Below are 21,823 nucleotides of genomic sequence, written 5' to 3'. Positions count from 1 at the left end.
GCGCCACCGCGCAGTTGAGGGCTCACAACAGGCCCTCGGCCAGCATCCTACAAGAAGTAGTTAGGCGAGCAGATGCGTTTGAAGCGTCGCAGGCTGCAGTCCGAGGAGGCGAATGGCGCGTCCGTGGCGCTGCGAATGGCACCAACCAGTCTATGGACTTAACCGTTCGGGCGGTAGCGGGTGCGGCGGCGGCGGTTGTTGATAGATCCTGCGTTCCTGTCACCGTTGAGAAGCGAGGCAATCCGCCTCGCTGTTCAGCGGGAGCGGGACCATGTAGCCGGAAGCTAACTCAACGATGCGTTGACGCATGACCGAGGACCTGCGTCGCTTACCGGCTGTGCTGGGACTTTCAATTTGGTCTCCTACCCGCAGGGGCGAGGGTAGGATAGCGTGCGGCACCGCGACAGAAGCTTGCTGGTGCGGGAATGACTGACAAGAACGAAAGAACGTTTGCGCACTACAGCGCGTCGCGATCCGCCTGGCGCCGCCAGAGCTGCGCGTACAGGCCTTCCCGAGCCATGAGGTCGTGGTGCGTGCCTCGCTCACGGATCCGCCCTCGATCCAGCACGACGATCTCGTCGGCGTGTGTCACCGTTGATAGGCGATGTGCAACGATCAACGTTGTGCAGCCACCGGTGGCACGGCGTACAGCGAGCAACACCTCCGCTTCTGTCCGGCTGTCCAACATTGACGTGGGTTCATCCAGCAAGAATACCGTCGGACTGCGGACCAGGGCGCGGGCAATCGCCACACGCTGGCGCTCGCCACCCGACAGCTTGACCCCCCGGTCGCCGACCATAGCCTGATAGCCGCCGGGCAGTGACTCGATGACCGCATCAAGATGCGCTGCGCTGGCAGCGCGTTTCACCGCCTCGGTGTCAGCGCCAGGGGAGCCCACAGCGATGTTCTCTTCAATAGAGGTGTGGAGAAGGGGCGTGTCCTGCGGCACCAGCGCCATCCGGGCGCGAAGCTGCCGAAGCGGCATGGCGTCGATGGAAGTTCCGTCCAGCAGGATTCGCCCTCGCTGGGGCGTATACAACCGGAGCAGAAGCCGCAAGAGAGACGATTTTCCTGAGCCACTCGGTCCAACGATCGCGACCGTCGATCCGGCGTTGATCTCCAGGTTGAGTTCATGGATCACAGGCCTGTCGGGCTCGTAGCCGAAGGTCACCCCTTCAAACCGGATGGACTGCGCCCGATGCGGTAAGCATGGCGCCTGCGCGCCCGTCCGGCGGCCTGCTTCTAGCGCCTCGTCGCCCTCCCGCCGCTCGCGGAGGATGTCCAGTACTGGCTGCACAAAGCCCAATGCGCGAACCAGATCTCGTGTGGCGGAGCCTATGACTTCGACGGGCCTCACCATCTGGATCAGGTAGACGCTGCTCAATACGAAGCCGCCGAGTGTCAAGGTGCCACGTGTCACGCCGTCCGCAGCGATGACAAGGCAGGCTGCCATCGAGACGGCAAAGACCGAGGTCGCGGCTATGGCGTTGATTGCGCTTGTTCGGTAGTACGCCATCCAGCGATCTACAAGTGAAACCGAGGCACGTGCCAGTGTTTGTTCAGCTGCTGCCTCCGCGCCAAAGCAGCGAAGGGTTTCGACGCTGGCAAAGCCCTCCGCCAGCTGGCCGTGGACGGCCAGGCTCGCTGATGTGACCTCACCAGCGTGCCCATTCAGGCGCTTCGCACCGACGGCGAACATCACGAAGTACAGCATCCCGGTCGCCCCGAACAGGCCGAGCAGAGCGGGTTGGCGCAGCTCGGCGATGACTAGCAGCATGACCGTGAGCTCTACGAGGACTGGAGCTACGCTTTGGATGAGGTGGGTCAGGATCAGCTGCGAGCCCGCGCACGCAAGGTCGAGGCTGTGGGTCAGCTCTCCCGTGCGTCGTTTGACGAGGACACTGAGAGGCAGGTGCAGCACGTGATTGAAGAACCGGTGTCGCAGCGCAGACAGCAACTGCTGATCGATTCTGCTGACGAGCCAGGGCCTTATGTCCCCAAGGATGCGGCCAGCGCAAAGCGCTGCGACATAGATGGCGCCTGCAGTCATCAACGCCGGTGCGGCGTCGTTGCCCTTCGGCATTGCGTGCGCGATCGAATCGATCAGACCCTTCAAGGCGAGCGGGGCGAGCGCCGCCAGCCCGCCGCCGATGACCACCAGCACTGTCGTGCTGGCGATCATGAAGCGGAGGCGTAGATCGGCCAGCTCAGCCAACAGGCGCAGTGCAAGCCAGAATCTGTTCTTGCCAACCATTTAGGACTGCAGCCGTCAGAGCAGGGGAGTGCGGCGGTCGCTTGCAACCCGACCAAGCCAGGCTTCAATCGCGATGCAGGAGTGGATCTCTGATACGTAGGCATCGCCTTGAGCTGGACGTCGTTCCAGTGATGCCTCGAGGCGCTGGCGCTCGAGCAGGCCTTGCTGGACAAGTTGCCCATCGAGCAGAAGCCGTCTGACGAGGGGCAAGCTGCGCTGCAGGACGGCGGTGATGTGCTCCTCGGTGCCTCCCTTTGACCGACGGGAGGCGATCTCCGCTGGAATGCGGTCGGCGAAGGCATCTCTTGCCAGCGCCCGGCCTCGACCTCCTCGTGTCAGCACGTACGTCGGCAGCTTCAGGCTGAGTTCCAGCAAGGGCTGCGACATCAATGGATGAACGAGTTCCGGGGACGTTGCGGGCCCATAGGGGTTGTAGTAGTCGAAGGGGCATATCAGCGCGCGCAGTTGCATCAGCTTGCCGATCGGCAGATCCGATCCTTCAAGCAGACCCGGATGGACGAAGCGTGGCGCTTGCCGCAGCGCGCCATCGACGGCATCGGACGGCATCAGCGCCAGGTACTGACCTGCGTTGGTCAGCGCGCTCCGCTTGCCAAATCGGTACTGGAACGCTTCGCGCAGGGTCTGCCAGAAGGACACGTGTCCCAGGCGAGCGGCATCCAGCGTTGCTGCCGGAAATCCACGATCAAGGCCTCGCAGCTGGAGATAGTCAGCGGCGGGCCAGGTGCACCGGACTTCCTCGAACAGCTGATCGCCGCCAGCGCCCGTGAAAAGCACTGATGCGCCCACTGCGCGCGTGACCTCCGTGTCCATGCGGTCCGATCCCAGGCGGCCGATGTGGCTGCCCGGAATCGGGGTGAGGGCCGGGTCCATCACTTGTTTTAGATGGAAGTCGATGTCGCGATGCCGCTCGACAAGGGCACACCCGGCTCGGCTGGCAGCGAGCCGCGCATACGCACGCTCGTCGCTGTCCGAGCCTTCCGAGAAGTAGTTGAGGCAGGTGATGCTTGCCGTCGGCGGCGCGCAGAAGAAGCTGCCTAGGATGATGGCCGAGTCAACCCCACCGGAAAGGCGAAGCACGATGTCCTCGTAGCAGGTCATCCAAGAGCGCACGCTCTGGGTCGTCTCGTCCCTCAGCATCCGTGCAGCCGGGCCTGGCTGCGGATCGATCGGACGGCGAGCGATGTCGACAGCGCGCCAGACCGGCACTATCTCGCCGCCTGGCGACCTCATGGATGTCAGTTCGCCTGGCAGCACCTGCGTCACACCCGTCAGTGCCGTCTCCCGTGCGCCCAGCCGGCCGTACACAAGTACCGCGGCTACCGCATCCCAGTTGGTCTGCGGCGGCGGCAGCTCCAGTACCGCGTACACATCCTCCAGCCAGGAGAACACGACAGACAAGCCTTCGGTCTCCATGTGGAAGCAGGGCAGGGTGCCGGTGGGGTCTCGAAGCACACGGCTCTCGCCGGTCCAGCATGCCAAGAAGGCTACCCAGCGACCCCAGAACTGCTCGACCAGGGTGCGGCCGTCGGATCGAACGACTTCGTCGCCTTCGCGATCTGTCAGTTCGGTGTCTTTGCCAGCGGCGGGAGACTGGTCGGCTCGGCGAAACAGCCGACCCAGCACGACGCCGGCGTGGGATGGCAGCAGGTAGACATCATTGACGCCTCGCTTGCGGCCCACCACGTAGACGCTGAAGCCGGCCGATGAGAAGGCTCGATGCCATCCCCGGTCGATCAATGCTTCCGCAAGCGCACGAGCCCGCGCGTTCTGACCCTCATTGGCCGCCGCCCAACTGAATGCGATGTAGCGGAACATCGCGGGTTACACGATCAGGATCGGCGTGAAGGCCCGCACGTACTCATGAGTGTCATTGAGTACGAGGTTGCCCGACTGCACCCAGGAGTGCGCAGCGAAAGGTCGAGTCCTGACGCCGATCACCCAGCTGGGAAACAGACGCTCGGCTGCCAGGAAGCGCAGCAGCGTCAGCGAATCGTGCAGGCACTTGTCATGCGAGGTGATCACCAGGGGACGCATGCGAAGGTACAAGGCGCTTGCCTGTGGCAGATCGGCGGTCGGGTCGGCATGCCCTTGTGCCGTCAGCACCGGGCGCAGGTCACGCACCTTGCGCGCAATCGTGGCAAGGCTGTGCCGCTTCAGCCAGTGCGCCGTGAGGGCAGATGCGTATGCAAGGCGGGAAAACCTGCGCCAGGGAACTCTTGGCAGGGGCGCGAGTTCCGAGAGGGGCAGGCTGTCGAGGGGCGTCGCAAGAACCTGGGCGACCGACGCTGGCTGCGATGCAGGCACCAAGAGGCCCTGCTGGTGCAGATTGCCAATCCAGCGATCGACCCCGTCGCGCTGAGTATGAATGGGGCCCTGATCGCCGGCAGGCCAGTCTGCGATGTTTGCCGAAAGCGCGGACGCGAGCGGACCGCCCGCGCCGATGTACTTGTCGTTCTGGAGGTCGATCAGGATCACCTGGCCATCGACCAGGCACGCGCGCACATGATCGGCAAGGCGATATTCCGGCTGAGTCGCTGATGTCGTTGACATGGTGATCCTGCGAGGCGTGCGGCTTGTCGCCGCACGCCGTTTCAGCTGCCCGTGGGATCAGAACTGCTTGTAGATCCCGACCTGGTTGTCTTCAACCCGCGGCAGATCGGGCTGGCCCTTGGTCTCTTCCTTGGCGTCGCCCAGGTCGACGATCTCGAGTTGCGTTGCTTCGTTCATGACGTTCTCCTTGAAGTTGCGTTGAGGTCAGAAAAGCCGTCGGCGCAAGGCCATCCGGCCATGAAAGATTGAGGCTGGCCCGGCGTGCGGGCAACCTCCTGTGCCGACGAGTTGTGGCGTTCGGCGATCGCACCGATACAGGCGGCCGGGCGTAGATGGGCTGCTGGATTCGTTGTCCCGACGGCGCCTCAGCACTGCGTCCGTTCGGTTGTTCTGCTAGGGGATTGAGGGCATCGACGCCTCTGCCACGTCAATTCGAGAGTGGAGCTGCCGATCAACCCAGGAGCGACGCCATCAAACGCCGCGGGACGCGGGCTTGGCGCCGCTTTGATCCGCGCAGCCGGCTGAGCGCAGACCTGCTCTGCCTGTCCCGCCGAACAATCGGTTTGGTGCTGGGCTCTTCATGCTGAGGTTTTTGGCGGCTGAAACGTCATGGAGATATGGAAAGCTCCGTGTCCGCCCAAGGCAACTCGACCACCTGGCATCTCTGCTGGCAGGCAGCAGTTGGGCGCGACCTGGTCTCCAGCCCGAAGCTCATCGAGAAGATCACCCAGCCGGCCCAGGGCGTCAAAGGAGCTGCGGGTGGTCGTGCTGACAAGATCAGGGCCACTGCTAAGCACGCGCGTGAGATTGCCACGACGGTTGTATCCGTAGTCCAGCGTGAGCCGGCGCGCATTGGCTGTTCCCACCGGGTCGATGTCGCGGACCTCTCGGTCGAGCTGACCGAAGGCGTTGTAGGTGGTGTCGGTCTTGTGGCCCAGGGCATCGATGGCCTGCTGGATGAGGCCGCGGCGGTTGTAGGTAACGGCGTTGCGGTTGTCCTTGGCCGCGTCAGACAGCAGGTCGATCTTGTCTGTGAGCGCTTGGCTGACGCTGCCACCGGTCAGGGCGTTGGCGTCGGTCGTGCTCAGCCGCGCGCTATAGCTGACGCTGGCACTGAGCTCGCTGAAGCTGCTGTAGATCGTCTCCACGACCTCGCCGCCCGTGAGCGGATCGATGAGGATGGCGTAGCGCTGGCGCCCTTCCGTGTCGTAGTAATAGACGGTCTTGTAGCCGCGCGCATCGGTGACGCTGGTACGGCGCCCGGCGGCGTCATAGGTGGTGGTCACACCCGTCGCGTCGCCCTGCGTGCGCGTGCTCTTGACGCGTCCCCAGTCGTCGTACTCCATCAGCCGCTCGCGCCGCTCCGGCTGGCTTTCGGCCAGGGTCGTGCTCTTGAGCCGCTGCAGGTTGTCATACTGGTAGTAAGTGACGGTGCCGTCAACGGCAGTTTCGCGCTCAAGCAGGCCGAGGGTGTTGTAGCTGCGGCTGGTCTTGAGCGGGGCGGGGGTGCTCAGGCTCGGGCGCAGCGTGTTGAGGTCAGCCAGCAAGAGCTTGCGCAGCGTGACCGGGCTGCCGCTGACCACGGGCTTGAAGGCCTGTTTGAGGTATTGCAGCGTCTCCTGCAGCCGCCCTGCGTTGTCGTAGCGGTATTCGGTGAGGTGACCTTCGGCATTGACCTGGGCGATCTGGCGGCCCTGGCCGTCGTAGAGCCACTGTGTGAACTCGTCGTCCGCCAGCGGGGTCAGTGCCTTGAGCTGGGTGAGGTTGTAGGCCGCTTCGGCGGTGCTGAGCACTGCGGAGCGACGCAGCTGGCCGAGTGGGTTGCCTGCGGCGTCGTAGGTCCAGACGGTGAGGGCGTTCTCGCCATTGATCTGCGCACCCAGGCGGCCAGATGCGTCGTACAGATTGCGGATCGCACGGTCCCTGGCCACGTCCTCAGTAACGGCAGGTTGGGTGGGGACTGTGCTGCGGGTGGTGCCCAGCATCACGTCGAGCCGGGTCACGGTCGTTACGTTGGCGAAGGTGGTCTGCGACGTGATGGCACCCGTGCCGTCGTACTTCGTATGAGTAAGGAAGCCGTCGGCATCCTGTACGCCGCTGAGTCGACCGGCCGTGTCGTAGTAATACGTGGTGATGCGGTCCTGGCCAAAAGCGGCGACGGGGCGGATACCGGCATCGCTGATCTTGTTGGTGGCGGCGAGCCCATTCAGCTTGGCTTGGCTCAGCGGCGTGATGTAGGCAATCGTCTGGATAAGCCGCCCGGCCGCGTCGTACATGTACTCGGTGAGCTGACCGTTGGCGGCAATGTCCGCGCTCTTGCGGCCGCTGACGTCATACAGGGTGAACGTCTTGACGCCCGTCGCATCACTCGTGCGCCACAGCCGGCCCAGCGCGTCGTACGCGTACTCGGTCTTGCCCAGCCACTTGGGGTTGGCCTCGGTGTTGCCAGCACCCATGACGTCGCTGCTGACGAGGTTGCCCTGCGTGTCAAAGAGCTGGACGGTGGTCTGGCCGTTGGCGAGCTGCACGCTGGTCTTGCGGCCCGCGTCGTCGTAGCTGTAGATCGTCGAGACGTTGTTGGTGTCCAGGCTTTTGATGACGCGACCGAGCCCGTCGTACTCGTAGCTGAGCTTGACGCCGCTTGCGTCCTGTCGATGGAGCAAGCGACCGAAGGCGTCGTAGGTGTACAGGGTCGTCGAGAGGCCGCCGTCAACCACACCGCCGCCGCTCAGGCTGGCCGAAGCGTAGCGACGCTGTTCCCGCACCTGACCACGCAAGTCGTAGTCGTACTCGGTGACCTGGCGCTCCAGGGTCTGCGCCTGCGCAGCGGTGGTGACCCATGACTCCAGGCTCGTGAAGCTGGGGCTGCCGGCCGTGAACAGTGCCCCGGTGTACTGAACCTGACGCGTCAGCTGGCCTTCGCTGTTGTAGATCTGGCGCGTCACCTCGCCCTGTGGCCCCACCACATAGGCCAGCCGCCGCTTGGCGATGTTGGTGGTGTCGTAGACGTACTGGGTCTTGCGCGCGCCGCCTGGCTGCGCTGCACCGGCCGCGCCATCGGAGTCTGCAATGCTGTAGGCGGCTTCGGTCAGGAGCAGCCGGGTGACCGGGTCGTAGCTGCGATCAACCACGTTGCCGGCATGATCGGTGCGACGTGTCCAGGCGCCATTCGTGCCTCCGGCGCCGTCATAGCCGTAGGTGGTGGTTTGACCGGCGGCATTGGTGACGGTGAGCAGGTCGCCTTCAGTGTTGTAGACATAGCTCTGCTTGAAGGCGGCGCCACCCATGACAGCGCCCGCGACTTCCAGCAACTCGCCGGCCGTGCCGTACTTCAGCACGCTCGATTGAAGGCTTTGCGTGCCGAGCTTTTCTTGGACGGTGGTGGTGCCTGCGACTGAATAGTCAAAGACCGTGGATCTGACACCGAGGCCGGAGGGCGACGACATCGAGGCAACCCGACCATTGGCGTCGTACCCGATGGTGATCTGGCTGCCATCAGTCTGCTGGATGCTGCTGAGCCGGCCGTTGGCGTCGTAGTCGTAGGTGACGGTGTAGACCTTGCCGTCGGCATGACCGGCAACCCCCGGCGTCAGGTCGGTGGTGACGGTCTGAAGCTTGCCTGTCTTGGCACCCGAGCCAGCCGGGTAGTAGGTGTAGCTGGTGACGCTGCGCGTCTTTGACTGCCCGCCGTCCTGGTAGCTGGTGGTGATGCTGCTCAGCTGGACGCCGCTGTAGTTGAGCGCGATGGTTTCAACGGCTGGGCTGCTGCCGGCCTTGTGGGTGGTCAGCGTGGTGATGCGGCCCGTGCCGGCGTCATAGGACACCTTGACGGCGTTGCCTTCAGGATCGGTGACCTGGGTCAGCCGGTACAGGCCACCGCCCAGCACGTAGGTCTCTTTGGCGCCGGAGTCGCCGTCGGTCCAGGTCCAGCTCTGGCTGCCGGCATCAAAGCTCAGCGTGTCGTACTGGCCGCCGCCTTCCTTGCTGACGTAGGCCGTGCCGTTGTAGGCGTACGCCCGCTCCGATCCGTCTGCCTCGACCCGCTTGGCGATGCTGCCCGCGCCATTGGCCGTGCCGCTGCTGAGTTCGACCTTGCGGTAGTAACCGATGCGCCAGCCGTCGTTGTTGTCACCATCCCAGCCGCCGAGGCTGTTGTAGGTGCGCAGCAGATCGACATCGGGCCCGACCCCAACGAGGTACTCGTCTCGACCCTGAATGATCAGGTTGCCATTGGCTGCATTGACCGTGACGCGCTCACCCGCCCGGCCATGTGCCGCATTGCCCAGCTCGCCCGCCCCACCCAGGACATCCTTGGAGCCGTTCGCCAAGCCGTTGCCGTAGCCCGTCACCACCGAAACCATGCTTCTCACCCTCGAATCCAAATATGGATATGGAGTGATCCAGGCTTTGCGATGCCGGTTTAGCTAAAAGCGAAATTGTTACAAATAGGGCGGCCGACGCTGGCGCGCAGCACGATGTTTTTTTTGCCCCTCGATTGCGGCGCACCTAGCGGCCGATAGCCACGCGCCAGTTCGCGCACCGCGCGCTTGACGATGCCGGCATTGGCCGTATGCGGCAGCGCCTCCGGCGAGAGGTGCAGCAGGTCGTCTCTAGCCCCGCACTTCAGTTTCTCCGCCAGCCAGGCGCCTGCACGTGGCCATCAGGACATGCTCGGCCATGCCCTCGTAGAAGTCGCTGACGATGACGGCGGAGCGACGCGGCACCAGCACCTGTTCGGCCGCGTGCCCACCGCCTTGCCGATGAAGGTGCCGCCACCAAGCTGCACGCCCATCAGGGCATCGACCGGATCGCTGACGTGTTGGTCGGATCACCACTTCGGTGTCGAAGGCGATCAGATGGGTCTTGATGCCGGGCAGGCTCCGCAGGCAGCAATGCCCAGGCGAGCACAATCGCCCTCCGCCTGCCCCCAGCCTGGAGCGCGATGCCAGGTTTACCAGTAGAGCGCTTGCACCGCGCAGGCGGCCCCTCGCATGGCGATACCGTCAACAGCGTGCTGGATGCCGTCACTAGGCCAGCGCTGTCTGTGCAGATGCCGTCAGGACACTAGGTTCAACGGACGTTGTGCTGCAAGGTGCAGGGCAGCAGCGGTCGTTGTCGCCCAACGGCATACGGGCGGACCTTGGCCGCCATCTGCGACGACGGTAGTTCCGACGCTATTCGCCGGTTCCAGGACCAGAAAACTGCCGATCTCTCCAATGAGGCGGGACAAGCCGTTGACAATAAAGTGGGAACGAAGACTGTCAGCTCGACGATGGCGACTCAAGGAAGCCGGTAATTGACCGCTTACGGCCAGCTCGCTGGACACTGCGCCTTTCAGGCGAGAGTCGGAGCTGATTTCGAAGGCCATTACCCGCGTCAAAGAGGGCTTCGAAGACTGGCTGCAAGACCAAGCGTATGCCCACACTGGAGAGCCCGAGCAAGCCGACAGATGAGGTGCGGGCATCTCTACCTAGCGAGCTGAGGCAAACGAGCCACTCACCCGCTGCAGCTGCGTTAGGCCGACGCCGGCGGCCCCGGTTCGGCGGGCGAAGCCAGAGAGTCCCACCAGCGCAGCAGCGCGCCTCTCGCGAGGTAGTGGAACGTTGGCAGGTTGATCGGCAGGTCCTTGGCAACCCAGTAGCCGCCCTCCGTGGTTACGGCCAACTCCTCCGTTCCCAACTCAACCAGCGGGCCATCGGCATCGAGCCGACTCGCAGGCAGGCACATCGGCGCGGGAAACGGCGTGCCACCGTGCAGCGCTTCCGACCGATACCCATAGACGATCCCTAGCACCGATGCCATGTTCGCCGCGGTCCACTCGACCTGGTAACCCGGCGACTCGGGCCGAACCGCCGGTCGCGCAGGAAGATGCTCGACGACGAAGGCGACGAACTTCTCGGTGGACTTGACGAGGTGCGAGAGCTTCTTCGCGACAAATGCCATCAAGTCGTCGCCGCCAACGTCTTGCACACGCTTTGCAAGGTCGGGCATCGCCGCCTGCAGGTGCACACTGGTGTGCCCCAGCTTCTCTTCCATCGATTGGCTGCCGCCTCAAGCGCAGACACCAACAGCAGCCAGGCGAGGTTCGGTTCCGATTCGGCGACCCACAGCGCGTCCTGGTACAGGCGGGCTGCACGTACCAGCTCGATGCAGTCCTCCCGACCTAAGGTGGGCATGGAGCTCAGCCTCGGTACGAGGTCTCGCAGGTCCCCCTGCGACGACACATCCGGAAGCATCGGGCCCTCTCGGTTCAGCAGCAGTGTCGGCTCGCCCCTGCGTCGCGGGGAGCCTGGCGTTCCTAGTTCATCGCGACCGTCGAAGCGCCTGGTTTCGTCGCCTGCCATGAATCGCTTGCCGAGCGCCAACGACGCCAATGCCGCGACCTCGTCCGGAATCCAGCCACCGTGATAGAGCTAGTTTGACGAAGGGCTTCCATAGACGTGCCGCTGGAAGAGCTGCGTGTGCATCGCTATCCTTGCCACGACTGGAACCTGCACACGCCCTGGTGACCTGCTCCCTTCCTGCCGTACCAAGCTAAACGAGAGCGAGTCCGTCCTTTTGGAGAATGACGGACATGAGAACCAGCAAGTACAGCGAGCAGCAGATCATTGGCTTCCTGAACCAGGCGACAGCCGGGATGGGCATCAAGGAGCTGTGCCGTAAGGAAGGCTTCAGCGAGGCCACGTTCTACAAGTGGCGGGCCAAGTACGGCGGCCTGCAGGTCAGCGAGGCCGTGCGGCTGCGTGAGCTCGAAGCCGAGAACGGCAAGCTCAAGAAGCTGCTGGCCGAAGCGCACCTGGACATGCACGCGCTCAAGAGCGTGCTGGGCGTAAAGCGCTAGCCCCGCAAGTGCGCCGGGACGCCGCGCGTCGCATGGTGGACGAACACCAGTTCAGCGAACGCCGCGCCTGTCGCCTTGTGGGGCTGAGCCGAGATGCCTATCGCCACCCGCCGGTGGCGAGCAAGGAGAACCAGATCTTGATTGAAGCCATCAAGACCATCGCGCTGCGGCGACGCCGCTTCGGCTATCCGAAAAAAGCGTCGGCCTACGTCTGCGGCTGTTGGAGGAATTCCCACGGAACGTCTTTGGCCCACTTTGGGCCCACCTCAAGACCGTTGCACGGTTCGCGCGTAGGCCGCCAAATCGGCAAAGCCATGCGAGTCAGTGACTTGCATGGCCTTGATCTGGTGCGCCCGGTTGGGATCGAACCAACAACCCCTGCCTTCGGAGGACCAGAACGGCGAGCAATCGTTGCTGAGATTCAGTCATACGGTTCAAGCCATGCAGCGTCTGCATCCAAGCCATGAGTACGGGGGTACTTTTGGGGGTACAGCACATCGCGGATATCTTGAGCGTCTAGATATAGCTGACGTTTGACGAATGATATGGATGCCTCCGACCCAAGTACATCAAATGGGCCCCCTGGGCCCATTTTTTATTTCACCAAGCGTTCGGGGCAAGCAGTCGGGTGTGCCAGCCGGCGATGCCGGCGGCGCAGCGCAGCGACTGCGCTCTTCCTTTCAGCCCTCCCGGAACCATCGCGCGGCGGCGGAGTGTTGCCACGGACCTTGCAAGCCAGTTGTGAGCCGCATCTCCCGAAGATGATTCGCTGCATGGGTGCGGCGGCCGGTGTTCGCGTTGACTTGCATCAAGCAGCGCAGGGTGCCCGTCGATAGGCTGTGAGGCATTCCAGCTTGCTTTCAGGGCACCCTCATGACAGAACTCAGTTTGCCATCGCGGATCTTCGTGGCCACCGACCTCAGCGCCCGCTGCGACCGTGCCCTCGCCCGTGCTGCTCAGCTCGCCGACGTCTGGCAGAGCACGCTCATCGCCGCGCACGTCGTCAGCGCGGCCGAGGTCGCGCACCGCGAGCGCCCGACAGCTGGCGCGCCCTCATGGCGCCGCCCCGAGCCCTGGACTCAGACCTTGCAACGCAGGCTCGAAGCAGACCTCTCAGCGGAAGGCATACAGGCGGAACCCAGGGTCGTGATCGGTGCGCCTGAGGAGGTCGTGCAGCAGGCCGTCGCCAACGCCGCCGCCGGGCTGGTCGTGCTCGGGGTGGCGAAGGATTCGCGGATGGGACGCATCCAAATGGGCAGCACCGCCGACGCGCTGGTGCGGAGTTCTCTTGTGCCCGTGCTCAACGTGCGAAGCCGCGCGCGTGATGTCTATCGTCATGTCGTCGTCACCACCGATTTCTCGGCGCCATCCCTGCAGGCACTGCGCCTGGCGGCGTGCTGGTTCGGGGCGGCGCGGCTGACGGTGTTTCACGCTTACACGCCGGCAAGCGGCACAGATCCCGGCAGCGAGGCCGAAGAATCGTGGCGCGCAGCGGTGGTTGAGGAATTCGCAACTTATGTGGCGGACGCCGGGTTGCCCGCCGCCACGGCCGCCAGCATGGAGCGCGTCATCGAGCGCGGGCAACCAGGCGCCCTGCTGGCTGACTACATCACCAGCACCGGGGTCGACCTGGTCGTGCTGGGTTCGCATGGCCGCAGCGGCCTTGCCCGCGCGCTGCTTGGCAGCACGGCTGAGCACTTGCTGCACAGCCTGGACTGCGACACCCTGGTCGTTCGCGGTGTCTGAGATCGCCACCGCACGTGGCGCATGAAGTGGCCTTGGAGTGCGCTGCTGCGCGTACTCGGTTGCCTGGCGGCGGCGGCGGTGGTGCTCGCCTTCGCGCCGCCGCCCGATGCACTGCGCACCGGGTTGGCTCTTTTCACGCTGGTTGGCGGCCTGTGGATGACCCAGGCCCTGCACCTCAGTGTCACCGCGTTGCTGGTGCCGCTGCTGGCTGCGCTGACGGGGCTGATGGACGTGCGCACGGCGCTGACCTCGTTCGCCCATCCGGTCATCTTCCTGTTCCTCGGCGGATTCGCGCTCGCTGCGGCATTGCAGCAGCAGGGGCTGGACCGCGCCATGGCACTGGCCGTGTTGCGCCTGGCCGGCGGGCGGCGCGCCACCGCCGTGGGCCTGCTGTTTGCGTTGACGGCGTGGCTGTCGATGTGGATCAGCAATACGGCGACCGCCGCGATGATGCTGCCCCTGGCGCTGGGCCTGCTGCGCGACGACGACGGGCCGAATGAGCGCGTCTTCGTGCTGCTGGGCGTGGCCTACAGCGCCAGCATCGGGGGTATTGGCACCCTGGTGGGTAGCCCGCCCAATGCCATCGCCGCAGCGCAGGCGGGCATCGGGTTTGCGCATTGGATGCGCGTCGGCGTGCCGCTGGTGCTGGTGCTGCTGCCGCTGATGGCCGGCATGCTGCTGCTGTTGCTGCGCCCGCAGCTGGGCGCTCGGGTGCCCCTGCCCGCAGCAGGCGCCGCACCGGGGCCGTGGACGCGCGCTCAGCGTATGGCGTTGCTGGTGTTCGCGTCGACGGCGGCGGGCTGGATCGGCGCCGCGCCGCTGGGGCGGCTGCTGGGTATTGGCGCCGACTTCGACAGCGCCATCGCACTGGCGGCGGTCGTCGCTCTCGTCGGCACCGGCGTGGTCGGCTGGCGTGACATCGAGCAACGTACCCATTGGGGTGTACTGCTGTTGTTCGGCGGAGGGCTGGCCCTGAGCGAGGTGATGGCGGTCAGCGGCGCCAGCAACTTCCTGGCAGGCGCGTTGACTGCGGCGCTGCATGGAGCGCCTACCGGGCTGCTGCTGCTGGGGGTGGTCGCCTTCGTCGTCTTCCTGACCGAGCTGGTCAGCAACACCGCGTCGGCGGCCCTGCTGGTGCCGGTGTTCTTGGGGGTGGCGGCCTCACTCGGCCTGCCGCCGCCTTTGTTCGCCGTGGCCATCGCGGTGTCGGCATCGTGCGCGTTCATGCTGCCGGTGGCCACGCCGCCCAATGCCCTGGTCTATGCCACCGAACAGGTGCCGCTGGCGAGCATGATGCGTTGCGGCCTGCTCCTCAACCTGATCTGCATCGCCGTCATCACGACCCTGGCAGCCTTCGTCTATTCATGATCGACCTGCAGATTCTTGGCACGATGGCCGGCGGGCTCGGCTTGTTCCTGCTGGGCATGGGCCTGATGACCGAGGGTCTCAAGCTCGCCGCCGGGCCGGCGTTGCACCGCATCCTGGCTGGGGCGACGCGCACGCGCGCCCATGCCCTGGGCTCAGGCCTGCTGGTCACCGCCCTGGTGCAGTCGTCCAGCGCCGTCACCGTGGCAGCCATCGGCTTCGTCAACGCCGGCCTGCTGGCGCTCGGGCCGGCGCTGTGGGTGCTGTTCGGTGCCAATGTCGGCACCACCATGACCGGCTGGGTCGTCGCGCTGGTGGGGCTGAAGCTCAAGGTCGAGGCGCTGGCCATGCCCCTGGCGGGGCTGGGCGCGCTGTTGCGCCTGACCGGTGAGGGCCGGCGCAGCGGCGCGCTGGGCACTGCGCTGGCCGGCTTTGGCCTGCTGTTCATCGGCATCGCGTTGCTGCAACAGGCTTTCGCCGGCCTGGCCGGGCAGCTCAGCCTGCCGCAGGGCGACGGGCCGGCCGCCGTGGTGGCCCAGCTCGGCATCGGGCTGGTGATGACGGTGTTGATGCAGTCGTCCAGCGCCGCCATGGCCATCACACTCACCGCAGCCCAGGGCGGGCTGATCGACCTGCAGGGGGCGGCGGCGGTGGTCATCGGCGCCAACATCGGCACCACGGTGACGGCGCTGCTGGCGGCCATCGGCGCCACGCCCAACGCGCGCCGCGCGGCTTGTGCGCATGTGGTGTTCAACCTGTTGACCGGCGCTGTCGCGCTGCTGCTGCTGCCCTGGCTCATCGGCCTGCTGGCCCGGGCGCAGGCAGCGCTTGGCCTGGCGGCAGACCCGGCCACGCAGCTCGCTGTCTTCCACACCACCTTCAACCTGCTTGGCGTGCTGCTGATGTGGCCGCTGGCGGCGTGGTTGACGCGCTGGCTGCAGCAGCGCTTCCGCGCGCGCGAGGAGGACGAAGCGCAGCCGCAGTTCCTCGACGACACCGTGCTGGCCGTGCCCACGCTGGCGCTGGATGCGCTGGCCCGCGAAGTGGCTCGCGCAGGCCAGGTGTCGCTGCGCATGGCTCGCAGCGCGTTGGGCGGCGCGCCAGCGGCGGCGCTGAGGGCGGACCACGGCATCTTCGCCAGCCTGGACGCCGCCATCGAGCGCTTCGTCGAGCAGCTGCGCAGCGCCTCGATGTCGCAGCCTGCCAGCGCGCGGTTGGCTGGGCTGCTGCGCATCCAGCGCTACCACGAGGCTGCCGCGGAACAGGCCGCCACCGCGGCCACGCTGCCAGCCACCGACACGACCGACACCCGTTTGGCCGAGGCCCTGGCGGCTTTCTCCTCAGCCGCCGACGCGCTGCTTCGGCGCTGCAACATAGCCGCGGCCCCGGCCGCGGTGGATGAGACCGGCCTGGATGCGGGCCTCGCCGCGATGGAGTCTTGCTACCAGCAGCTCAAGGCCGAACTGCTGGCCGCCGGCGCAGATGCGCGGCTGGGCCTGAGCGACATGGAGCGAGCGCTGCGCCGCTGCAGCGCGCTTCGGCGCGCGCTGCAGCAGTTGCACAAGGCCCGGCGGCGCGGCGAAGGTGCTTCGTCGTGACCAGCGTGGCCGGCATCCTGCTGGCGCTGGGGCTGATGATCGGGCTGGCATACCGGGGCCTGAGCGTGCTCGTGCTGGCCCCGCTGTGCGCGCTGGTGGCGGTCCTGTTCAGCCCGGACGCGCCGCTGTTGGCCAGCTACACGCAGGTGTTCATGCAGGCGCTCGGCGGCTTCGTGGCCGCATTCTTTCCGCTGTTCCTGCTGGGCGCCATCTTTGGCAGGCTGATGGAGGCGAGTGGTGCGGCGACGGTGATCGCGCAGGCCATCGTGCGCTGGATGGGTGCGGAGCGCGCCGTGCCGGCCATCGTCGCGGCCTGCGCATTGCTCACCTACGGCGGCGTGTCCCTGTTTGTCGTGGCGTTCGCTGTCTTCCCCGTTGCGGCGACGCTGTTCCGGCAGGCGCGGCTGCCCAGGCGCCTCATTCCCGCCACCATCGCGCTGGGTGCTTTCACGTTCACGATGACGGCATTGCCGGGCACGCCGGCGATACAGAACGCCATTCCGATGCCCTTCTTTGGCACGACGCCCTTTGCCGCCCCCGGCCTCGGCCTGATCGGCGGGCTGGTGGTGGATCGAGCGCCGCAGTGCGGCGGCGCGCCGATCTATGGCGGCGAGAACCCGGCAAGCGCGGCAACGCTGCCTGCCGGATCGGCTTTGCCGCCGCCCCTGCTGTCCTTGCATGCGGCGCTCGCGCCCGTACTGCTCGTCGTCGCCCTGAATTACCTGCTGTCCACCTGGCTCTGGCCCGCGCTGGACACCGCCTACCTTTCAGAGCAACGCTACGGTGCCACGACGGTGCAGGCGGTACGGGGCATCTGGGCAGTCATCGGCGCATTGAGTGCCGCCATCGTGTTGATGGCTGTGCTGTGGCAGGCGGCCGCGCGGCGCCACGGCGCTCCTGGCTTGAAGTCGGCGCTGGAAGAGGGTGCTGGCGCGTCCATCATGCCGCTGATGAACACGGCTTCGCAGGTCGGCTTCGGCGCGGTGATTGCGTCGCTTGCCGGCTTCGCGCTGATCCGTGATGCCCTGCTGGGCATCACGCCGGGCAATCCGCTGGTGTCGATATCGATCGCCGTCAACCTGCTGGCGGGTATCACGGGCTCGGCGTCGGGCGGCATGAGCATCGCGCTGCAGGCGCTGGGTGCCACCTGGCTGGAAATGGGCCGCATCGCGGGCATCGCGCCCGACCTGTTGCACCGGGTCATCGCCATTGCCACCGGCGGGCTCGATGCGCTGCCGCACAACGGCGCCGTCATCACGCTGCTGGGCATCTGCGGGCTTACACACCGCCAAAGCTACTTCGACATCTTCGTCGTCGCGGTCGTCGTCCCGGTGCTAGCGCTGGTTGGGGTGGTGGTGCTGGGAACGATGTTTGGCAGCTTCTGAACCGCGCTCCGCCCATCCGGGGCGAGGCCGCGAGCGCGGCGCGCTGCGCCGTCTCAGGCGTAGCGCGTCGCGCGGCCTTCACGCACAAAAGCCCAGAGCTGCAGGCCGCAGGCCTGCGCCGTCGTGACGGCCAGGCTGGTGGGTGCCGACATGCAGGCCAGCAACCCGGCGCCGGCCATGGCGGTCTTGTGTACCAACTCATAGCTTGCACGGCTGGACATCATCACGAAGCCATCGCGCGGGTCCGCGTCGCGACGCGCCAGGGCGCCGGTCAGCTTGTCCAGCGCGTTATGACGGCCGACGTCCTCGCGGGCGATCATCAGTTCGCCGCTCGTGCGACACCAGGCAGCGGCATGCAGGCCGCCGCAGTGCGCGTTCAGCACCTGGGCCGCGGGAAGGGCAGCGAAGGCCCGCGTGAGCGCGTCGGCGGCCAGGGTCGGCGCCTGCACCCACGACGGTTGCACCGCAGCCAGTGCGGCCAGGCTTTCAACGCCGCACAGGCCGCAGCCGGTGCGCCCGGCCAGGCTGCGGCGGCGTGTTCTAAGGCGCTGCTCGCAGGCGGCGGTCACCGTCAACGCGAGCTCCATGCCTTCGCTGTGAGCCTTGATGTCGACATCGAGCAATTCGCGGCGGCCGGCAAGCCAGCCCTCGCTGAGGCCAAAGCCCAGCGCGAAGTCCTCCAGGTCGGCCGGCGTGCCCAGCATCACGGCCTGCGAAATGCCGTTGACCGTCAAGGCGATGGGCAACTCGACGGCCACCTCTTCATCCACCGCAGTGTTCAGCGGTCTCAAGGTTTGCAGGGCATCCACAGCGGTCATGGCGGCGATGATAGGCACCTCGTTTTACCGGAGTCGCCGTGTACCTGCCCGCCCAATTCAAGTCAGCCGATCTGGAACATGCGCAACGACTGATTGCCGAGCATCCGCTGGCGCTGCTCGTTGGCCCCGATGCGGCGGGCGACAGCTTCGGCAGCCACCTCCCGCTGGTCGTGGTGCCGGACGAAAGCGGCGTGGTGCTCGAAGGCCACATGGCGCGCGCCAACCCGCATTGGTCCTGGCTGTCCCGGCAGCGAAGCCTGCTCGCCATCTTCAGCGGGCCGAGCGCCTACGTCAGCCCGCGCCACTACGAGAGCGTGCAGAACGTGCCGACCTGGAACTACGCGGCCCTGCATGCCTACGGCGACATCGAGTTGATCGACGGCCAGGCCGACAAGGACGCGCTGCTCAAGCGCCTCATTGGCCGCTTCGAGCCCGACTACGCCGAGCAGTGGCGCGGCCTGCCCGAGGACTATCAGCGCAAGCTGCTCGGCGCCATCGTCGGCTTTCGCATCCGCGTGAGGCGTTGGGAACTCAAGCTCAAGATGAGCCAGAACCGCGCGGCAGTGGAGCGCCAGCGCATCCGCGAGTCGCTGTCGGTTTCCGAGCGTGCCGAGGAGCGCGCCACCGCCGAATGGATGGTGCGGCTGGAAAAGGCCTAGGCAGGCACATCCTCACCCAGCGCGCGGCGAAGCGCCATCGCGGCGTGCGGCGCGCGCTCCTTGGCGCCGCTGATGAAATAGACAAAGACATCGCGCGCTGGCGTTGTGACGGCTGGCACGGCCTCGATGCGCGGCAGACCGTCCGGCTCGCCACCGGCGGCCCAGCAGCGCGCCGCCTCGGCCAGTGGCGGGAAGATCTCGGCCTTGCAGCCCAGGGGCTCGTCCGAACGGGTGCGCATGATGCGCGTGTAGACGAAGTCGCCGGTGGGCTCGGCGATCGGCGGGTAGTCCTCGGATTCGGTGAACACCGTCGCAGCCTTGTACTGACGCGCCAGCGCGAGGTACTCCGGGCACTGGAAGCTGGCATGCCGCACGTCCAGCACGTGGCGCAGCTTCAGGCCGTCGACGCCGGCCGGCAGTAGTTCAAGGAAGGCCGTCAGATCGGCGGCATCGAAGCGGTGCGAGGGGGCGAGTTGCCACACGATGGGGCCCAGCTTGTCGCCCAGCTCGGCGATGCCGCTGTCGATGAAGCGCTTGATCGAATCCGCGCCGTCGGCAAGCACGCGGCGCTGCGTGGCAAAGCGGATGGCCTTGAGCGAGAACATGAAGCCGTCGGGCACGGCGTCACGCCACTTGGCGAAGGTGGCCGGCTTCTGGGCACCGTAGTAGGTACTGTTGATCTCGATGGCCGTGAGGCGCTGGCTGGCGTACTCCAGCTCGCGCGCCTGGGGCCAGCCTTTGGGATAGAAGTTGTCCCGCCACGGCTCGAAGTTCCAGCCGCCGATGCCGACCCTGATGGTGCCTGTACTCACGCTGACTCCTGCCGATGACTGGATGAAAAACCAGTCTATCGGTCAGTGCAGACAGCGCGCAAGCGCGCTTACATCCCGGCGTAGTTGGGCCCGCCGCCACCCTCGGGCGTCACCCAGACAATGTTCTGCGTCGGGTCCTTGATGTCGCAGGTCTTGCAGTGCACGCAGTTCTGCGCATTGATCTGCAGGCGCTGGTTGCCCCCCTCCGCCGGCACGAACTCGTACACGCCGGCCGGGCAGTAACGGCTCTCGGGGCCGGCGTACTTGGCCAGGTTGACCTGCACCGGCACCGCGTCGTTCTTCAGCGTCAGGTGGGCCGGCTGGTTCTCTTCGTGGTTGGTGTTGGAGATGAAGACGGAGGACAGCTTGTCAAAGGTCAGCTTGCCATCCGGCTTGGGGTAGGCGATGGGCTTGCACTCGTCCGCGGTGCGCAGCGACTGGTGGTCGCCCTTGTGGTTGTGCAGCGTCCACGGCGGGCTCTTGACGCCCAGCTTGGGCAACAGCCACTGCTCGATGCCGGTCATCAGCTGGCCCGTCGTCTTGCCCTTCTTGAACCAGAGCTTGAAGTTGCGCGTCTGCTGCAACTCCTCGTTCAGCCAGCTCTTCTCGAAGGCTTCCGGGTAGGCCGTCAGCTCGTCCTGGGCGCGGCCGGCTTGCAGTGCCGGCGCGAGCGCTTCGGCGGCCAGCATGCCGCTCTTGATCGCCGCGTGGCTGCCCTTGATGCGGGCGGCGTTCAGGTAGCCCGCGTCGCAGCCGATCAGGCAGCCACCGGGGAACACCGTCTTGGGCAGGGCCTGCGGCGTGCCGTTGTTGATGGCGCGGGCGCCGTAGCCGATGCGCTTGCCGCCCTCGATGTGGACGCGGATGGCAGGGTGGGCCTTCCAGCGCTGCATTTCCTCGAACGGGCTGAGGTAGGGGTTGTCGTAGTCCAGGCCGATGACGAAGCCGAGCGTGACCTTGTTGCCTTCGAGGTGATACAAAAAGCCGCCGCCGAAGGTGTCGCCCTCCATCGGCCAGCCGGCGGTGTGCACGACGCGGCCGGCCTGGGCCTTGTCGGCCGGGATCTCCCACAACTCCTTGATGCCGATGGCATAGGTCTGCGTGTCCCTGCCTTCAGTCAGCTTGTATTTCGCCAGCAACTGGCGGCCGAGGTGGCCACGCGCACCTTCGGCAAACACGGTGTACTTGGCGCACAGCTCCATGCCGAGCTGGAAATGGTCGGTCGGCTCGCCGTCCTTGCCCAGGCCCATGTTGCCGGTGGCTACGCCGCGCACGCGGCCCTGCTCGTCGTACAGCACCTCGGCCGCGGCAAAGCCCGGGAAGATCTCGACGCCCAGCGCCTCGGCCTGCTGGGCCATCCACTTGACGACGTCGGACAGGCTGATGACGTAGCCGTCGTGGTTGTGGAAGTTGCGCGGCACCAGCCAGTCGGGTGTGCGGGTGCTGCCGGTCTCGCTGAGGAAGAGCACGTCGTCGCCCGTCACCGGCTGGTTCAGCGGGGCGCCGAGTTCCTTCCAGTTCGGGAACAGTTCGGTGATGGCGCGTGGGTCCATCACCGCGCCCGACAGGATGTGGGCGCCGGGCTCCGAGCCCTTTTCAAGCACCACGACGTTCGCGTCGGGCTTGATCTGCTTCAGGCGGATGGCTGTGGCCAGGCCCGCGGGGCCGCCGCCGACGACGACCACGTCGTATTCCATGGACTCGCGAGGGCCGAACTGGGCCAGGATTTCTTCGGAGGTCATTGCCAAATCTCCAGCAGCATTGAATTGCGCGC

General features: G+C 66.0%; 14 protein-coding genes and 1 pseudogene. 6 read left to right on the top strand and 9 right to left on the bottom strand.

Annotation, left to right across the window (positions count from 1 at the left end; translation table 11 throughout):
• Positions 1-457: 457 nt before the first annotated feature.
• From ACT6S0_RS02870 to ACT6S0_RS02845, 6 genes are all read right to left on the bottom strand, one after another.
• A complete protein-coding gene (locus tag ACT6S0_RS02870) occupies positions 458-2,254 on the bottom strand; it encodes an ABC transporter ATP-binding protein (protein WP_444762411.1) in 1,797 nt (598 codons plus the stop codon).
• A gap of 15 nt (positions 2,255-2,269) precedes the next feature.
• On the bottom strand, positions 2,270-4,090 hold the full coding sequence (locus ACT6S0_RS02865; protein ID WP_444762410.1) for an asparagine synthase-related protein: 1,821 nt from the start codon (positions 4,088-4,090) through the stop codon (positions 2,270-2,272).
• A gap of 6 nt (positions 4,091-4,096) precedes the next feature.
• Positions 4,097-4,825 carry a lasso peptide biosynthesis B2 protein gene (locus ACT6S0_RS02860; RefSeq protein WP_444762409.1) on the bottom strand — a complete coding sequence of 243 codons (729 nt, stop codon included), beginning with the start codon at positions 4,823-4,825 and terminating at the stop codon, positions 4,097-4,099.
• 57 nt (positions 4,826-4,882) lie between these two features.
• A complete protein-coding gene (locus ACT6S0_RS02855) occupies positions 4,883-5,002 on the bottom strand; it encodes a rubrivinodin family lasso peptide (protein ID WP_444762408.1) in 120 nt (39 codons plus the stop codon).
• Between the two features lie 401 nt (positions 5,003-5,403).
• Entirely contained in the window at positions 5,404-9,195 is a 3,792-nt protein-coding gene (locus ACT6S0_RS02850) for a hypothetical protein (protein WP_444762407.1), read from the bottom strand.
• A 1,144-nt stretch (positions 9,196-10,339) separates the two neighbouring features.
• Positions 10,340-10,861 carry a hypothetical protein gene (locus tag ACT6S0_RS02845; RefSeq protein WP_444762406.1) on the bottom strand — a complete coding sequence of 174 codons (522 nt, stop codon included), beginning with the start codon at positions 10,859-10,861 and terminating at the stop codon, positions 10,340-10,342.
• 538 nt (positions 10,862-11,399) lie between these two features.
• On the opposite strand from ACT6S0_RS02845, the pseudogene ACT6S0_RS02840 reads away from it, so the two are divergent.
• The 5 genes and pseudogenes from ACT6S0_RS02840 to ACT6S0_RS02820 form a co-directional block, all read left to right on the top strand.
• Positions 11,400-11,773, top strand: a pseudogene (locus tag ACT6S0_RS02840) (transposase); the annotation flags it as partial.
• A gap of 799 nt (positions 11,774-12,572) precedes the next feature.
• On the top strand, positions 12,573-13,412 hold the full coding sequence (locus ACT6S0_RS02835) for a universal stress protein (protein WP_444762405.1): 840 nt from the start codon (positions 12,573-12,575) through the stop codon (positions 13,410-13,412).
• 21 nt (positions 13,413-13,433) lie between these two features.
• Positions 13,434-14,780 carry an SLC13 family permease gene (locus ACT6S0_RS02830; protein ID WP_444762404.1) on the top strand — a complete coding sequence of 449 codons (1,347 nt, stop codon included), beginning with the start codon at positions 13,434-13,436 and terminating at the stop codon, positions 14,778-14,780.
• A complete protein-coding gene (locus ACT6S0_RS02825; protein ID WP_444762403.1) occupies positions 14,777-16,375 on the top strand; it encodes a Na/Pi cotransporter family protein in 1,599 nt (532 codons plus the stop codon). Before ACT6S0_RS02830 ends, ACT6S0_RS02825 begins: the two co-directional genes overlap by 4 nt.
• On the top strand, positions 16,372-17,760 hold the full coding sequence (locus ACT6S0_RS02820; RefSeq protein ID WP_444762402.1) for a GntP family permease: 1,389 nt from the start codon (positions 16,372-16,374) through the stop codon (positions 17,758-17,760). Before ACT6S0_RS02825 ends, ACT6S0_RS02820 begins: the two co-directional genes overlap by 4 nt.
• A 53-nt stretch (positions 17,761-17,813) precedes the next feature.
• Here ACT6S0_RS02820 and fdhD read toward each other — a convergent pair whose 3' ends face one another.
• Entirely contained in the window at positions 17,814-18,578 is a 765-nt protein-coding gene (gene fdhD, locus ACT6S0_RS02815; RefSeq protein ID WP_444762401.1) for a formate dehydrogenase accessory sulfurtransferase FdhD, read from the bottom strand.
• A gap of 38 nt (positions 18,579-18,616) precedes the next feature.
• On the opposite strand from fdhD, the gene ACT6S0_RS02810 reads away from it, so the two are divergent.
• The gene (locus ACT6S0_RS02810; RefSeq protein ID WP_444762400.1) at positions 18,617-19,237 is read left to right on the top strand and encodes an FMN-binding negative transcriptional regulator; all 621 of its coding nucleotides are present in this window, start codon (positions 18,617-18,619) and stop codon (positions 19,235-19,237) included.
• Here ACT6S0_RS02810 and ACT6S0_RS02805 read toward each other — a convergent pair.
• Together ACT6S0_RS02805 and ACT6S0_RS02800 are read right to left on the bottom strand one after the other, a co-directional pair.
• Positions 19,234-20,049 (bottom strand): DUF72 domain-containing protein, encoded by an 816-nt coding sequence (locus ACT6S0_RS02805; protein WP_444762399.1) that lies wholly within the window; start codon positions 20,047-20,049, stop codon positions 19,234-19,236. The two genes, ACT6S0_RS02810 and ACT6S0_RS02805, sit on opposite strands and share 4 nt — an antisense overlap.
• Before the next feature lie 68 nt (positions 20,050-20,117).
• The gene (locus ACT6S0_RS02800; protein ID WP_444762398.1) at positions 20,118-21,791 is read right to left on the bottom strand and encodes an electron transfer flavoprotein-ubiquinone oxidoreductase; all 1,674 of its coding nucleotides are present in this window, start codon (positions 21,789-21,791) and stop codon (positions 20,118-20,120) included.
• Between the last annotated feature and the right edge of the window lie 32 nt (positions 21,792-21,823).

It is taken from the genome of Roseateles sp. (genome assembly GCF_052436255.1).
In the GTDB taxonomy this organism is placed as follows: domain Bacteria; phylum Pseudomonadota; class Gammaproteobacteria; order Burkholderiales; family Burkholderiaceae_C; genus Pelomonas.
Note: the sequence above shows the minus strand (reverse complement) of the source record. Positions and strands in the feature narration are given on the sequence as shown.